This is a genomic window from Bradyrhizobium sp. IAR9 (assembly GCF_013408065.1).
Taxonomy (GTDB): domain Bacteria; phylum Pseudomonadota; class Alphaproteobacteria; order Rhizobiales; family Xanthobacteraceae; genus Bradyrhizobium.
The window spans coordinates 13295-27299 of sequence record NZ_JACBZW010000027.1; the positions used below are offsets into that span (position 1 = coordinate 13295).

The following is a 14005-nucleotide window of genomic DNA, read 5'->3' on the forward strand; positions in this document are numbered from 1 at the left end:
CTACTCGTGCCGATGCATTGCCGAAGTGTGCTTGGTGTCGCGCATGGTAGCATAGATCACCAGGGACAGGCAGATGATGCCGCTGAGGTAGAAGTAGAACCATTCCTCGTGCCCGATGCTCTTGAAATAGAGCGCGATCGCCGGCGCTGTGCCGCCGAAGACCGACACCGTGATGGCATAGGGCAGGCCGACGCCGAGCGCGCGGACGTTGGTCGGGAACAACTCGGCCTTCACCACCGCGTTGATCGAAGTATAGCCGGCGACGAACAGCCAGGCGCAGCAGATCAGGATGAACGCGACGAAGGGCGACTTGGTCTCCTTCAGGGTCATCAAAAGCGGCACGGTCGCGAGCGTGCCGGCGACACCGAAGAAGATCAAGAGCGGCTTGCGTCCGATCTTGTCGGAGATTGCGCCGTAGATCGGCTGGAGGATGGTCGCGAAGACCAGGGTGCCGAAGATCACGAAAGTGGTCTGGTCCTCGGTCAGCCCGACCGAAAGCTTGACGAAGGTCTGCATGTAGGTGGTGAAGGTATAGAACGCCGCGGTGCCGCCGGCGGTGAGGCCGACCACCAGCAACAGCTCGCGCGGATAACGCAGCAAATTGGTGATCGAGCCGGTCGGCTTGACTACCTTCTTGGCTTCCTCGAACGCCTCCGTCTCGTGCAGGCCGCGCCGCATCACCGCGGCGAAGATCGCGAGCGCTGCGCCGATCGCGAAGGGGATACGCCACCCCCAGTCCTTCAGCTCCTGTGGGGTGAGGAAGACCTTTTGCAGGAGCAGCAGCACGATGATCGCGGTGAGCTGGCCACCGATCAGGGTGACGTATTGAAAGCTCGAATAGAAGCCGCGGTGCTTGGGGTCGGCGACCTCGCTGAGATAGGTGGCACTTGCGCCATATTCGCCGCCGAGGCTCAGGCCCTCGATGACGCGGGCGAGCGCGAGGATGACCGGCGCGGCGAATCCGATCGTGGCATAGGTCGGCGTCAGCGCGATGATCAGCGAACCAAAGCACATGAAGATGACAGAGAGCGTGAGCGAGATGCGCCGTCCGAAATGGTCGGCGAGATAGCCGAAGAACCAGCCGCCGAGGGGCCGCATCAGGAATGTCGCCGCGAAGACGACGGCGACGTTCAATTGCTGTACGATGGGGTCGTTGCCGGGGAAGAAGGCGGGAGCGAAATAGAGTGCGAACGCCGTATAGGCGTAGAAATCGTACCACTCGACCAGATTGCCGATGGAGCCGATGAAGATCGCCTTGATTCGCCGCTTGGCGTCGGCGATGTCGATGTGGTCGGAGGCCGGCTTGATTGCTTGTTCAGTCACGTCCGGCCTCTCCGTTGTCTGGAAAGGCCTACATCGCCTTTCCGAGCAAGAATGGCAACTGGCGGGGGCCCCGCACCGTGCCCTGTGACCAGGTCACCGCGCCTGCCGGATCGAGCCGGAAATCTGGAATGCGTTTCAGCCATTCCTCCAGCGCAACCTGCATCTCCATGCGTGCCAGGTTGGAACCGACGCAGCGGTGAATGCCGAGGCCGAAGGCGGCGTGCCGGTTTTCGCGACGGTCGATCACGACTTTGTCAGCGTCCGGAAACATCTTTGGATCGCGGTTGGCGGCCGGGAACGACAGCAGCACCATGTTGCCCGCCTTGACCGGGCAGCCCGAGATCGTGGTCTCCTTGACCACCTCGCGGGCCATCGTCACCGGAGAATAGGCGCGCAGCAGTTCCTCAACTGCGGTCGGGATCAGTCCCGGCTCGGCGATCAGTCGCTCGCGGTCCCCCGGCGTCTTCGCGAGGTGCCAGAGCGAGGAACCGATCGCGCTCCAGGTGGTGTCGATGCCGGCGATCAGGAGCAGGCGCAGCGAGCCAAGAACGTGCGAGTCTTCGAGCGGGTTGCCCTCCTTGTCCTTGGCGTTCATCAGGTAGGAGATGAGATCGTCGGTCGGCTTGTCCTTGCGCGCCTCGATATGCGCGCTGAAATAGGCGCTCATCTCCTGCACGGCCTGGAGCAGCTTGCTCTCGTCCTTGATGCCGAGCTCGAGGATCATGTGGATCCAGTTGATGAAGAGATCGCTGTCGCTCTCGGGGATGCCGAGCATGTGGGCGATGGCCCGAACCGGGATATATTTAGCGTAGCGTCCGGCGGCGTCGACCTTGCCATCGGCGATGAAGCCGTCGATCAGCTCGTTGCAGATCGCGCGCATCCGCGGTTCCAGCTTCTTCATCGCGTCCGGCGTGAAGGGCGGCAGCAACAGCTGCTTGGCCGGCTTGTGCACGGGCGGATCTGAGGTGATCGGCGGTGCGGCGTTCCTCGCGATCTCGGGACGGACGTCGCGCACGATGATGCGGCGCGAAGAAAAATGCTCGGTGTCGTTGGCGATCTCGCGCACCGCCTCATAGGTCGTCGGCATGTAGCAGCCGAGGAAACGCTCGGTGTGCACGACCGGGCTCGCTGCGCGCAGCTCGTCCCAGATCGGGAAGGGATCCTTCGTCCATTGCGGATCGGTATGGTCGAAATCATGGACCCAGTCGGTGACGGGCGGATGGGCGGCGGGCGGACTGGCGTCGGACATGGCAGGGAATCCCTTGGCTCGTGTTCGCTGGAAGGACGCGGGGGCGGCCGCGCGCTACTCCTCGATCACATCGATCGCGATTTCCGGGCAGTTGGATTTGGCAAGCCACGCCTTGTCCTCGAGCACCGGCGGGACCGTGCCGTCGCCGGCTTCGTGGGCGTTGCCGTATTCGTCCAGCTCGAAAAGTTCCGGCGCGAGGGCCTTGCAGCGCGCGTGGCCCTGGCATTTGTCGGGATCGACGTGAACCCTCAGTCGCTCTGTCATGGCGGCATCCTCGGTCGTATCCGCGCGTAGCCCGATGGCGGCGCGTTCCTCATGTCAATTTTATCCGCGGCATTCGCCACCGGCTTTAAGTTATATGCTATTACATTCGCGACAGGCTTTCCCTGTCAAGCGCAAACTTATAGGTTCGCCCCACCATGCGCTCACAACTCGCCCGCAAGCCCGCGAACACCTACCATCATGGCGATCTTCGCGATGCCTTGGTCAAGGCCGCTTTGCGCGAGGCGGAGCAGGGCGGCGCCGAGGCCATCAGCATCAAGGCGCTGGCAAAGCAGCTCGGTGTGTCGCAGCCGGCGCCGTACCGACATTTCGCCGACCGCGAGGCGCTGCTTGCAGCGGTGACGGCGGAGGCGTTCAGGCAGCTCAGCGCGATCTTGCGAGAGGCCATGGCTGGGACGTCGAAGCAATCAAAGCTGTCGCGGCTGGCGCAGGCGACGCTCGAGTTTGGCCTGCGCCGAAACGGCATCTACCGCTTGATGTTCGCGTCCCGCACCGTGGCATGCGCCGACAAGGGCAGCGAGCTGCACGAGGCCACGCGCGAGACCTTCTCGCTCGTGATCGAAGCCCTGGAAGCGCCCGCCGTCGGCTATTTGCGCGAACGTCAGGCGCTCAAGATCTGGGCGGCGTTGCACGGCGTGGTGATGTTGGCCGAGCAGGGCCTGTTCACCGGCGAGGCCGCGCACGCCACGCGCGAGGAACTGGTCGAGGATTTCGTCAGCGAAACGAAGGCCGCGCTCGCCGCTGCCATCAAGGGCGCGCGGCGTCGAAAAGCGACAGGTGCCTAAGCCTTCGCTTTCAGCAGCTTCATCAGCTTGTCGACCGCGCTCTCAGGCGTGGTTACGACGGGACGGCCGGTTGCTTCCGTCACCAGAGGCGCCGTCGAGGCGATGCTGAACTGTGCCAGCGCGATGACGTCGCAATCGCGCAAATCGCGCGAAGCTTCAACAATCAGCCGGTCGTGCGTAGCGCGGTCGCCGCGGTCGAGCGCCGCCAGCGCGCCCTCGGCAAGCTTCGGCACGATTTGGACGGAGGCCGGAAACTCCGGCGGCATCGAGGCGAGGGTCGGCGGAAAGGTGGACAGCAGGCCGATCCGCCTGCCCATCGTCACTGCGCGCTCGATCATGGCTTCGTTGGGTTTGAGCACCGGCATCGGCGCCTGCGCGCGCGCGACCGCCTCGATACAGGGGCCGAAGGCCGAGCAGGTGAACAGGATCCCGTTCGCCCCGGTCGCCGCCGCATAGTCGCCGAGCGCGAGGAAGCGCTCGGTCATGGCATCGTTGAGCGCGCCGTCGCGGGCCAGATCCGCCGACAGGCTGTCGTCGAGCAGGTTCATCAGCCGCGCCTCTGGCCAGGCCTTGGCGAACGCCGCCTCGATCGGGGCGATGGAATGCTTGAGGGCGTGGATCAGGGCGATGCGAGGGGACGTCGTCATCTCAGGTGGCTATCCATGGGTCTCGTGCCCCGTACGCAGCGCAATGCGCAGTATTGCGCTGCAGAGCCGGGGCCCATTGTGGCCGCTGGGTCCCGGCTCTGCGCAGCGGCGTTGCACGCCGCAGCGCGTCCGGAAGACGATCACGGTTTACTTGAACGGCACCGCGTACATCAAGCCGCCCTTGCTCCAGAGGCCGTTGAGGCCGCGATCGAGCTTGAGCGGGCTCGCCTTGCCGACATTGCGCTCGTAGATCTCGCCGTAATTGCCGGTGGCCTTGATCGCGGTGACCAGCCATTTGTTGTCGAGCCCAAGCCGGGAGCCGAGATCGCCGGATGCGCCGAGCAGCCGCTGGATCGCGGGCGTCTGCGACTTCGCCATCTCCTCGACATTGCCTTGCGTGACGCCGAGCTCCTCGGCCTCGATCAGGCCGTAATGCAGCCAGGTGATGATGTCGCTCCAGACCTCGTCGCCGTTGCGGGTGAAGGGCCCGAGGGGCTCCTTGCTGATGGTCTGCGGCAGCACGACGTAATCGGCCGGGTTCGGCGCGGCGGTGGTCACGGCGCCGGCGAGTGCGGAGGCGTCCTGGGTCATGGCATCGCAGCGGCCGCCGAAGAATGTCTGGTACATGGTGTCGACGCGGTCGAACACCAGCGGCTTCCAGTCGATGCCGTTGGCGCGGCCGTAATCGCCGAGCGTCACCTCATGCGTGGTGCCCTGCGCGACGCAGACGGTGGCGCCCTTGAGGTCCTTGATGTCCTTGACGCCCAGATCCTTCTTCACGACAAAGCCCTGGCCGTCGTAGAAGTTGATCGGACCTTGCCGCAAGCCCAGCGTCACGCCGCGCAGATAGGTCTGCGTCGAGTTGCGGTAGAGCACGTCGATCTCGCCCGACTGCAGGGCGGTGAAGCGGTTCTGCGCGGTCAGAGAGACGTAGCGCACCTTGCTGGCATCGCCCAGCACGCCGGCCGCGAGCGCGCGGCAATAATCGACGTCGAGACCTTTGTAATTGCCCTGCGAGTCGGGCGCGGAGAAACCGGCAAAGCCGGCGCTGACGCCGCACACCAGCGTGCCGCGGCTCTTCACCGTGTCGAGCGTCGCGGCGGATGCGACAATTGTCGATGCAGCGAGCACGCTCGCTGCGATAACCACTTTCCTCATCATGCTACTCCCCTCAGTGATTGACACTACGCAATACGTTGTCGACGGCCGTGCCGAGCTTGTCGACGATCAGATCGATCTCGTCCGCCGAGGCGATATAGGGCGGCGCCAGCAACACGTGGTCGCCGCGAACGCCATCCACAGTGCCGCCGCCGGGATAGCAGCCGAGCCCATTGGCGAAGGCCTCCGCCTTGATCTTCTGATTGAGCTTGAGCGCAGGATCGAACGAGGTGCGGCTGGCGCGATCAGAGACCAGCTCGATCGCCCAGAACAGGCCACGGCCCCTGATATCGCCGACATGGCGGTGATTGCCGAAGCGCTCGGTCAGGCGCTGTTCGAGCTGCTTGCCGCGCTCCTTGACGCGCTCGAGCAGGCCGTCCTCGCGGATCACCTGCTGCACCGCCAGTGCGGCGGCGCAGGCGAGGGGATGTGCAAGATAAGTGTGGCCGTGCTGAAAGGCGCCCGAGCCGGCGCGGATGGTCTCGATGATCTTGCCACTCGCGAGCATCGCCCCAATCGGCTGGTAGCCGCCGCCGAGCCCCTTTGCGATCGCCTGGATGTCCGGCGCGATGCCTTCCTGCTCCCAGGCATGCGTGGTGCCGGTGCGGCCCATGCCGCACATGACCTCGTCGAGGATGAGCAGCGCGCCGTGCCGGTCGCAGATCTCGCGCACCGCCCTGAAGTAGCCGTCCGGTGCCGTTACCGCGCCGGCGGTGGCGCCGACGACCGGCTCGGCGAGGAACGCCGCGACCGTGTTGGGACCGAGCCGCTGAAATTCCGCTTCGAGCTCCGCCGCCAGCCGCGCCACGAACTGCGCATCGGATTCGCCGTCGCGCTTCTCGTGATAGTTGAAGGCCGGCGTCACGTGACTGAAGGCTGTTGAGAGCAGCGGCGCATAGGGCGCGCGCCGCCAGGCGTTGCCGCCGGCCGCGAGGGCGCCCAGCGTGTTGCCGTGGTAGCTCTGTCGCCGCGCGATGAAATGTTGCCGCTGCGGCTCGCCGCGCTCGATGAAATATTGGCGCGCGAGCTTGATGCTCGCTTCGATCGCTTCGGACCCGCCGCTGACGAAATAGGCGTAGGCAAGACCACCCGGCTCATGGCCGACCAGCGTCTCGGCGAGAGCCTCGGCGGGCTCGGAGGAGAAGAAAGCAGTATGCGCGTAGGCCAGCGTTGAGGCCTGCTTTGCCATCGCCGCGATCACGCGTGGATGCTGATGGCCGAGGCAGGAGACTGCCGCACCGCCGGAGGCGTCGATGATGCGCCGCCCGTCCTCGGCAAAGAGATAGATGCCTTCGCCGCCGATCGCCTTGGGCGGCGTCTCGCGGAGTGAGCGGTGCAGCACGCGGCTGGTGCGAGCGGCCATGGGTCAACCTTTCTCTGAGACGTAGATGGAGGCAGCGGTGAGCCGCGCCTCGGTATTCTCCAGGCGCTTCTTCGCGGCGGCGCCGCCGAGCGAGAACGTCACGGCAGCCAGCGACTGCGCGATCGCGATCGCGCCGGTGAGACTCGGGAAGAAGCCGGGAGAGGAGGCCGCCTCGAACAGCAGCAAATGGTCGGCGCCCTCGGCCATCGGCGCAGAGAGGGTGTCCGCGATGGCAATCAGCGTCGCGCCGCTGTGATGAGCGGCTTGCGCGACGCGGACGCTCGCATGGGTGTACGGCAGGAAGCCGATGACGATGACGGCTTCGCCCGGCCGGAAGGCGCCGAGGTCGAGATCGTCGGGGCCGGACACGCCGACGAGTTGCACCTGCTCGGGGCGGAACAGCCGAAGCTCGTAGTTCAGGAGCTCGGCAACGCTGCGGCAGCTGCGATAGCCGGCAATCCAGATCCGCTTGGCCTCATGCAGGGAGCGCGCGGCCTCCGCGATCGGTTGCGCCGGAATGCGCGGTAGGCCGGCGGCCTCAGCCTCGAGCTTGTCGGTGACGAGCGCGACATCGGCATTCGGACCGGGCCGGCGGCTTCTGGCGCGGCCGGAGAAGGGCGAGGTCTGCGATGGTCGCCGCGCCTCGGTCAGCGCCGCGCGCAATTCGTCCCAGCCCGAATAACCGATCGCCTTGGCGAGCCGCGTGAACGCGGCGGGATCGGCGCCGGCTTCGGCCGCGAGGTCGCGCATCGAACGGGTGGTGGCGTCATAATCGTTGGCGGCGACGAAGCGCCCGACTTCCTGCAGCCGCATCGGCAGCGATGGCAATGCAATGCGCAGTTCGCTCAGCGGCGAGGATTTAGCGGGCTCGGCCATGAAACATTTGTTGCACGAAATATAGATTGGTGCAACAGTTGACGTGCGCCGCCGGAAATCGCTGCCTCTCGAGAAGGATTTTTGTGCCGTGACATCGGACACGCCGAGACCGCCACCGCGCCGCCGCCTGTTTGGCGCATGGGGACGCCGCGAGCTGCAGGGCCTGTTCTGGCAGGTGCTGGTGGTCGGGATCGCGCTCGCGGTCATCGGCTTTCTCTGGTCCAACACTGTCACCAACCTTTCGGCGCGCCGCATCACGACCGGTTTTGCCTTCCTCGGACGCGAGGCCGGCATGCCCATCGCCGACAGCTTGCTCGCCTATAATCCGAGAGACACGTATCTCTGGGCCTTCGTCGTCGGCATCGGCAACACCTTGCGCGTCGCCGTGATCGGCATCGTGCTCGCGACTATCCTGGGCACCCTGATCGGCATCTCGCGACTGTCGGCCAACTGGCTGCTGTCACGACTTGCCGCCGTCTATGTCGAAACGCTCCGCGACATCCCGCTGCTGCTTCAACTCCTGTTCTGGTATGTGCTGATGCAGGCGCTGCCGGCCGCGCGCGCGGCATGGCGGCCGGTCGAGGGCGTGTTCCTGTCCAATCGCGGCTTGATCCTGCCGGCCATTCCGCTTGGCCCGCCGCAGCTTTGGGTGCTCGGCACGGCGGTGTTCGGCCTTGCCGTGGTCTATCTCATCCGGCGATGGCTGATCGTGCAGCAGATGCGCGACGGCAAACCGCGGCCGGTATGGCCCTTTGCGGTGAGCTTCATCCTCGCATTGCCCGTGCTGGTGTCCGTACTGCTTCGCGTGTCCTGGAAGATCGAATGGCCCGAGCTGCGCGGCTTCAACTTCGTCGGCGGGCTGACGCTCGCGCCGGAATATTTCGCGCTGCTGATCGCGCTCGTCACCTACACTTCGGCCTTCATTGCCGAGATCGTGCGCAGCGGCATCCAGTCGGTGCCGCGCGGACAGTGGGACGCCGCCAACGCGCTTGGCCTGCGCCGCAGCTTCATGCTGCGGCAGATCATCCTGCCGCAGGCGCTACGCGTCATCGTGCCGCCGATGACGAGCCAGTATCTCAATTTGACCAAGAATTCCTCGCTCGCGGTCGCGATCGGCTACCAGGACGTGGTCTCGATCGCCAACACCACGTTGAACCAGACCGGGCAGGCGATCGAGGCGATCGCGCTGATCATGGCGGTGTTCCTGACCATCAGCCTTTCCATCAGCTTCTTCATGAACTGGTACAATGCGCGCATTGCGCTGGTGGAGCGCTGAGCATGACGGCGATCACCGACATGCCGGAAGTGCCGCGCGCCGCCCGCCGTCCGCAGATGGGAAATCCGGTGTTGCGCTGGCTGCGCAAGAATCTGTTCTCGTCGATCCCGAACGGCATCCTCTCGGTGGTGCTGCTGGCGGTGCTGGCCAAGGGCGTCTTCAGCTTCGTCCAATGGGGCATTGCCAATGCCGTGTGGCTGACGCCCGCGAACGATTCCAGCGCCTGCCGCGCTGTGCGCGGCGTCGGCGCCTGCTGGGCCATCATCCCGGAGAAGTACCGCTTCATCCTGTTCGGCACCTATCCGTTCGACGAGCAGTGGCGGCCGGCGCTGTCGGTCGTGCTGTTCATCGCGCTCTATTACCTCTCGACCCGCCGGGCCTTATGGCGGCGCGAGCTCGTCTTCCTCTGGATCGGCGCGCTCGCTTTGATCAGCGTGCTGATGTGGGGCGGAGTATTCGGGCTCTCCTTCGTGTCGCAGGATCGCTGGGGCGGCCTGCCGGTGACGCTGATCCTGGCGACGTTCGGCCTCGCGTTCGGGTTTCCGCTCGGCATTCTCGTCGCGCTCGGCCGGCGCTCGAAGCTGCCGGCGATCCGCTCGCTCAGCGTGCTCTATGTCGAGCTGATCCGCGGCGTGCCGCTGGTGAGCCTGTTGTTCATGGCGAGCGTGATGTTTCCGCTGTTCATGCCCAGCGGATTCAACATCGACAAGCTGCTCCGCGCGCAGATCGCGATCATCCTGTTCGCGGGCGCCTATCTCGCCGAGGTCATCCGCGGCGGCCTTCAGGCCGTGCCGCGCGGACAATATGAAGCGGCGGACGCGCTCGGGCTGTCCTACTGGCGCAAGAACCGGCTGATCATCCTGCCGCAGGCGATCCGCCATGTCATCCCGCCGCTGGTCAACACCTTCATCGCATTCTTCAAGGACACCAGCCTCGTCCTGATCATCGGCATTTTCGATCTGCTCACGACGGCGAAGACGGCGATCATCGATCCTGCGTGGCAACAGTTTTCGGTCGAGGTCTATATCTTCGTCGCTGCAATCTACTTTGTGTTCTGCTTCGCGATGTCGCGGTACAGCCGTAGCCTGGAAGCGACGGGCGGGAGGTGATCTTCCTTCTCCCCTTGTGGGAGAAGGTGGCGCGAAGCGCCGGATGAGGGGTTCTATCGTCGAATTCAGACGGCGAGGGAGTCCCTTGTGGAGAGATACCCCTCACCCGTCTCGCCGCTATGCGGCGAGCCACCCTCTCCCACAACAAGGGGAGAGGGTGTTACGGAGCGCGCGGTGTAGAGTGGAATTACTTCCTCACCTTCGGATCGATCGGCGTGGTGCCGCGCAGACCCAGAATATCCTCCAGCACCTTCGCGCCCGCGAGCACCTGCGCATCGCCCCTTGGTGCACCGACCACCTGCACCCCGACCGGCAGGCCCGACGCCGTGAAACCGCATGGCAGCGACAGCGAGGGGCAGCAGGCGAGCGTGATGGCGTAGACGATGCCGAGCCACTCGACGTAATTGTCGAACCTTTTGCCGGCGCATTCGGCGACATAGCGGTGTTCGATCGGGAAGGGCGGCACGATCGTGGTCGGCGTCAGCAGCAAATCGTAGGTCTTGAAGAACTCGACCGCGCGCGCCGTCATGCCGACGCGCTGGGCCTCGGCGCGTTCGAGCTGCTCGACCGTCAGCTTGAGGCCTTCCTCGATGTTCCAGATCACCTCGGGCTTGAGCAGGTCGCGCTTGGTGCGCAGCAGATTGGCCTTGGTGATCGCGAAATCGAAGGCGCGCAGAACGTGGAAGCATTCATGCGCCTCGCGCCAGTCCGGATGCGCCTCCTCGACGATGGCGCCAGCCTCGGCAAAGCGTTCCGCCGCCTTGCGCGTGATCGCCTTCACCTCGGGATCGACAGGCGTGATGCCGAGATCGGGCGAATAGGCGATGCGCTTCGGCTTCTTGCCGGACTGAGCCGCCGACAGGAACGAGGTCGTGGGCGCCGGCAGCGACAGCGGATCGTCCGCATAATCGCCGCTCATCGCATCCAGCAGCAGCGCGAGATCCTCGACGCTGCGCGCCATCGGGCCGACCACGCCGAGATTGCGATCGATGCCGGATTTGGGGGTATGTGCGACGCGGCCGATGCTCGGGCGCATGCCGACGACGCCGCAGAAAGCCGCGGGGCTGCGCAAGCTGCCGCCCATGTCGGAGCCCTGCGCCAGCCAGGCCATGCCCGTGGCGAGCGCCACGGCCGCGCCGCCGGAAGAGCCCGCCGCGGATTTTGAAGTATCCCAGGGGTTGAGGGTCGCGCCGAACACCTCGTTGAAGGTGTTGGCGCCAGCGCCGAATTCAGGCGTGTTGGATTTGGCGTAGACCACCGCGCCGTTGGCCTCGAGATTCTCGACCATGAGGTCGGACTTGGCGGGGATATTGTCCTTGAAGATCGGCGAGCCCTGCGTGTTCAACACGCCCGCAACGTCGGTCAGATCCTTGATCGGCACCGGCAGGCCCGCGAGCAGCCCCCGCGCGCCGGCGGGTTTCCGCATCAAGGCCTTGGCGTTGTCCCGCGCCCGATCGAAACACAGGGTCGGCAGTGCATTGACCTTGCCGTCGACCTCACTGATGCGCTTCTCCGCAACATCCAGCAGCTCGAGCGGCGATACATCGCCGGACCGCAGCTTGTCGACGACGGCGCAGGCGGTTTCACGGATCAGGTCTTGAGACAATTACTTTACTCCTGTGCTTATTGTGTTCGTCATTGCGAGGAGCGAAGCGACGAAGCAGTCCAGAGTCCCTCCGCGGCAACAATCTGGATTGCTTCGCTTCGCTCGCAATGATGCGGATAGAGTTAGCCCCAGCCAGCGCTGATGCCGCCGTCCACCGTGTAGATCACGCCCGACGTATAGCCGGCGCGGTCCGATGCCAGGAACGCCATGAGATCGCCGATCTCGCGCGCATGCGCGGGACGGCCGAGCGGCAGGCTCTTCTGGAATTCCTTGTAGCGGTTCTCGTCGCCGAACTGGTGCTTGGCCCGCGTCTTGAGCAGGGTGACGTGGCGATCGGTGCCGACGGGGCCGGGATTGATGCCGACCACGCGGATGTTGTCGGCGAGACTTTTTCCGCCGAGCGCGCGGGTGAAGGCCATCAACGCGGCATTGCCGGCGCTGCCGCAGATGTAATTGGCGTCAAACTTTTCGCCGGCTGCGCCGATATCGTTGACGATCACGCCGCCGCCCTTCGCCTTCATCTGCGCGTAGATCTGCCGCGTCAGGTTGATATAGCCGAACACCTTCAATTCCCAGGCGTGACGCCAGGTCGCCTCGTCGATCTTGTCGATCGAGCCGCCGGGGATGTCGCCCGCATTGTTGACGAGCACGTCGATGTCGGCGGCTTCCTTCGCAAGCCGCGCCAGATCCTCGGCCTTGCGAAGATCGACGATGCTCGTTGCGGCATCGATCTGGTGGGCGGAACGCAGGCGCTCGGCCAGCGCCTTGAGCTGGTCGCCGTTGCGGGCGGCGAGCAGGAGGTGCGCGCCTTCCTCGGCAAACGCTTCGGCGGCGGCGGCGCCAATGCCCTTGGACGCGCCGGTGATCAGGACGCGCTTGCCGCGCAGATGCAGATCCATGAGGGTACTCGCAGGATAGGAACAGGATGAAATCAGTAGGCGCTTGGCCGCGCCATGGTCAACATTGCAGTGCAGCGTTGCACTGCCGCTGCGTTTGGTCCATTGCAATGCGGTCAAAAGGCGGCGACTGCCGGACCAACCAAGGACGTTCTCGATGAGCAAGAAACAATACCGGATCGCGGTCATTCCCGGCGACGGCATCGGCAAGGAAGTGATGCCCGAGGGCCTGCGCGTCCTGGAGGCCGCGGCGAAGAAGCATGGGGTCTCCCTGCAATTCGACCATTTCGACTTCTCGTCCTGGGACTATTACGAGAAGCACGGCCAGATGATGCCTGACGACTGGAAGGAGAAGATCGGCAAGCACGATGCGATCTATTTCGGCGCGGTCGGCTGGCCGGCCAAGATCCCGGACCACGTCTCGCTATGGGGCTCGCTGATCAAGTTCCGCAGGGAGTTCGACCAGTACGTGAATTTGCGCCCGGTGCGGCTGATGCCCGGCGTGCCGTCGCCGCTAGCGGGCCGCAAGCCCGGCGATATCGATTTCTGGGTGGTGCGCGAGAACACCGAGGGTGAATATTCCTCCGTCGGTGGCCGCATGTTCCCCGACACCGACCGCGAGTTCGTCACCCAGCAGACGGTGATGACCCGCACCGGCGTCGACCGCATCCTGAAGTTCGCCTTCGAGCTCGCGCAGTCGCGGCCGAAGAAGCATTTGACCTCGGCGACCAAGTCCAACGGCATCTCCATCACCATGCCCTATTGGGACGAGCGCGTTGAAGCGATGGCGAAGAAGTTTCCGGGCGTGAAGTGGGACAAGTACCACATCGATATTCTCACCGCGAACTTCGTGCTGCATCCGGATTGGTTCGACGTCGTGGTCGGCTCCAATTTGTTCGGCGACATCCTTTCCGACCTCGGCCCGGCCTGCACCGGGACGATCGGCATCGCGCCGTCAGGAAATATCAACCCCGAGGGCGATTTCCCCTCGGTGTTCGAGCCGGTGCACGGCTCGGCGCCTGATATCGCCGGCCAAGGCGTCGCCAACCCGATCGGCGCGATCTGGTCGGGCGCCATGATGCTCGAGCATCTCGGCGAGAAGGAAGCCGGCCAATCGATCGTCGAGGCGATCGAGCGCACGCTGGCCGAGCGGACGCTCCGCACCAAGGACCTCGGCGGCAACGCCGACACCACGGCCTGCGGCAAGGCTGTCGCGGATATGGTGGATTGAGGCTCTTTACCCTCTCCCTTGTGGGAGAGGGTGGCTCGCCGCGTAGCGGCGAGACGGGTGAGGGGTATCTCTCCGCGGAGTTAAACCTCTCAAAAATTTTTCGCGGCACGAACCCCTCATCCGGCGCTTCGCGCCACCTTCTCCCACAAGGGGCCTGTTGCGTAATTCGCCAGTTGTGATTCCCTAGGGCAAAGCCTTGGGGGA

At 64.8% G+C, this 14005-nt stretch carries 13 protein-coding genes; 4 read left to right on the forward strand and 9 right to left on the reverse strand.

Annotation, left to right across the window (positions count from 1 at the left end):
* The 3 genes from GGD67_RS38760 to GGD67_RS38770 are packed head-to-tail and all read right to left on the reverse strand — an operon-like array spanning nucleotide 1 to nucleotide 2836.
* Entirely contained in the window at nucleotides 1-1323 is a 1323-nt protein-coding gene (locus GGD67_RS38760) for an MFS transporter (RefSeq protein ID WP_179740247.1), read from the reverse strand.
* Nucleotides 1324-1351: 28 nt separating this feature from the next.
* Complete coding sequence (locus GGD67_RS38765) at nucleotides 1352-2572, reverse strand: cytochrome P450 (protein WP_179740249.1); 1221 nt, start codon at nucleotides 2570-2572, stop codon at nucleotides 1352-1354.
* A gap of 54 nt (nucleotides 2573-2626) precedes the next feature.
* Entirely contained in the window at nucleotides 2627-2836 is a 210-nt protein-coding gene (locus GGD67_RS38770) for a ferredoxin (RefSeq protein ID WP_179740251.1), read from the reverse strand.
* Between the two features lie 155 nt (nucleotides 2837-2991).
* Here GGD67_RS38770 and GGD67_RS38775 point away from each other — a divergent pair, with 155 nt between their 5' ends.
* Nucleotides 2992-3639, forward strand: a complete 648-nt coding sequence (locus tag GGD67_RS38775; protein WP_179740253.1) for a TetR/AcrR family transcriptional regulator — start codon at nucleotides 2992-2994, stop codon at nucleotides 3637-3639.
* Here GGD67_RS38775 and GGD67_RS38780 read toward each other — a convergent pair.
* The 4 genes from GGD67_RS38780 to GGD67_RS38795 all read right to left on the reverse strand — a co-directional run bounded on the left by GGD67_RS38780 (nucleotide 3636) and on the right by GGD67_RS38795 (nucleotide 7683).
* Entirely contained in the window at nucleotides 3636-4286 is a 651-nt protein-coding gene (locus tag GGD67_RS38780) for an aspartate/glutamate racemase family protein (protein ID WP_179740255.1), read from the reverse strand. The genes GGD67_RS38775 and GGD67_RS38780 overlap by 4 nt on opposite strands.
* A gap of 147 nt (nucleotides 4287-4433) precedes the next feature.
* Nucleotides 4434-5447, reverse strand: coding sequence for an amino acid ABC transporter substrate-binding protein (locus GGD67_RS38785; protein WP_018315604.1), 1014 nt, complete (start codon nucleotides 5445-5447; stop codon nucleotides 4434-4436).
* A 10-nt stretch (nucleotides 5448-5457) separates the two neighbouring features.
* Nucleotides 5458-6807, reverse strand: coding sequence for an aspartate aminotransferase family protein (locus GGD67_RS38790; protein WP_179740256.1), 1350 nt, complete (start codon nucleotides 6805-6807; stop codon nucleotides 5458-5460).
* Nucleotides 6808-6810: 3 nt separating this feature from the next.
* Nucleotides 6811-7683, reverse strand: coding sequence for a MurR/RpiR family transcriptional regulator (locus tag GGD67_RS38795; protein ID WP_179740258.1), 873 nt, complete (start codon nucleotides 7681-7683; stop codon nucleotides 6811-6813).
* An 88-nt stretch (nucleotides 7684-7771) separates the two neighbouring features.
* Between GGD67_RS38795 and GGD67_RS38800 the strand changes: the two genes are divergently transcribed.
* A complete protein-coding gene (locus tag GGD67_RS38800) occupies nucleotides 7772-8959 on the forward strand; it encodes an amino acid ABC transporter permease (protein ID WP_179740260.1) in 1188 nt (395 codons plus the stop codon).
* Nucleotides 8960-8961: 2 nt separating this feature from the next.
* A complete protein-coding gene (locus tag GGD67_RS38805; RefSeq protein WP_179740262.1) occupies nucleotides 8962-10068 on the forward strand; it encodes an amino acid ABC transporter permease in 1107 nt (368 codons plus the stop codon).
* 187 nt (nucleotides 10069-10255) lie between these two features.
* Here the strand turns inward: GGD67_RS38805 and GGD67_RS38810 are convergent, their stop codons facing one another.
* Together GGD67_RS38810 and GGD67_RS38815 are read right to left on the reverse strand one after the other, a co-directional pair.
* A complete protein-coding gene (locus GGD67_RS38810) occupies nucleotides 10256-11674 on the reverse strand; it encodes an amidase (RefSeq protein ID WP_179740264.1) in 1419 nt (472 codons plus the stop codon).
* 122 nt (nucleotides 11675-11796) lie between these two features.
* Nucleotides 11797-12573, reverse strand: coding sequence for an SDR family oxidoreductase (locus tag GGD67_RS38815; protein ID WP_038972756.1), 777 nt, complete (start codon nucleotides 12571-12573; stop codon nucleotides 11797-11799).
* 154 nt (nucleotides 12574-12727) lie between these two features.
* Between GGD67_RS38815 and GGD67_RS38820 the strand changes: the two genes are divergently transcribed.
* The gene (locus tag GGD67_RS38820) at nucleotides 12728-13801 is read left to right on the forward strand and encodes a tartrate dehydrogenase (protein ID WP_018315611.1); all 1074 of its coding nucleotides are present in this window, start codon (nucleotides 12728-12730) and stop codon (nucleotides 13799-13801) included.
* Nucleotides 13802-14005: the final 204 nt, after the last annotated feature.

Coding starts and splice junctions, on each gene's coding strand:
- GGD67_RS38765 (WP_179740249.1), bottom strand. CDS start 2,572: ATGTCCGACGCCAGTCCGCCCGCCGCCCATCCGCCCGTCACCGACTGG.
- GGD67_RS38770 (WP_179740251.1), bottom strand. CDS start 2,836: ATGACAGAGCGACTGAGGGTTCACGTCGATCCCGACAAATGCCAGGGC.
- GGD67_RS38775 (WP_179740253.1), top strand. CDS start 2,992: ATGCGCTCACAACTCGCCCGCAAGCCCGCGAACACCTACCATCATGGC.
- GGD67_RS38780 (WP_179740255.1), bottom strand. CDS start 4,286: ATGACGACGTCCCCTCGCATCGCCCTGATCCACGCCCTCAAGCATTCC.
- GGD67_RS38785 (WP_018315604.1), bottom strand. CDS start 5,447: ATGATGAGGAAAGTGGTTATCGCAGCGAGCGTGCTCGCTGCATCGACA.
- GGD67_RS38790 (WP_179740256.1), bottom strand. CDS start 6,807: ATGGCCGCTCGCACCAGCCGCGTGCTGCACCGCTCACTCCGCGAGACG.
- GGD67_RS38795 (WP_179740258.1), bottom strand. CDS start 7,683: ATGGCCGAGCCCGCTAAATCCTCGCCGCTGAGCGAACTGCGCATTGCA.
- GGD67_RS38805 (WP_179740262.1), top strand. CDS start 8,962: ATGACGGCGATCACCGACATGCCGGAAGTGCCGCGCGCCGCCCGCCGT.
- GGD67_RS38815 (WP_038972756.1), bottom strand. CDS start 12,573: ATGGATCTGCATCTGCGCGGCAAGCGCGTCCTGATCACCGGCGCGTCC.
- GGD67_RS38820 (WP_018315611.1), top strand. CDS start 12,728: ATGAGCAAGAAACAATACCGGATCGCGGTCATTCCCGGCGACGGCATC.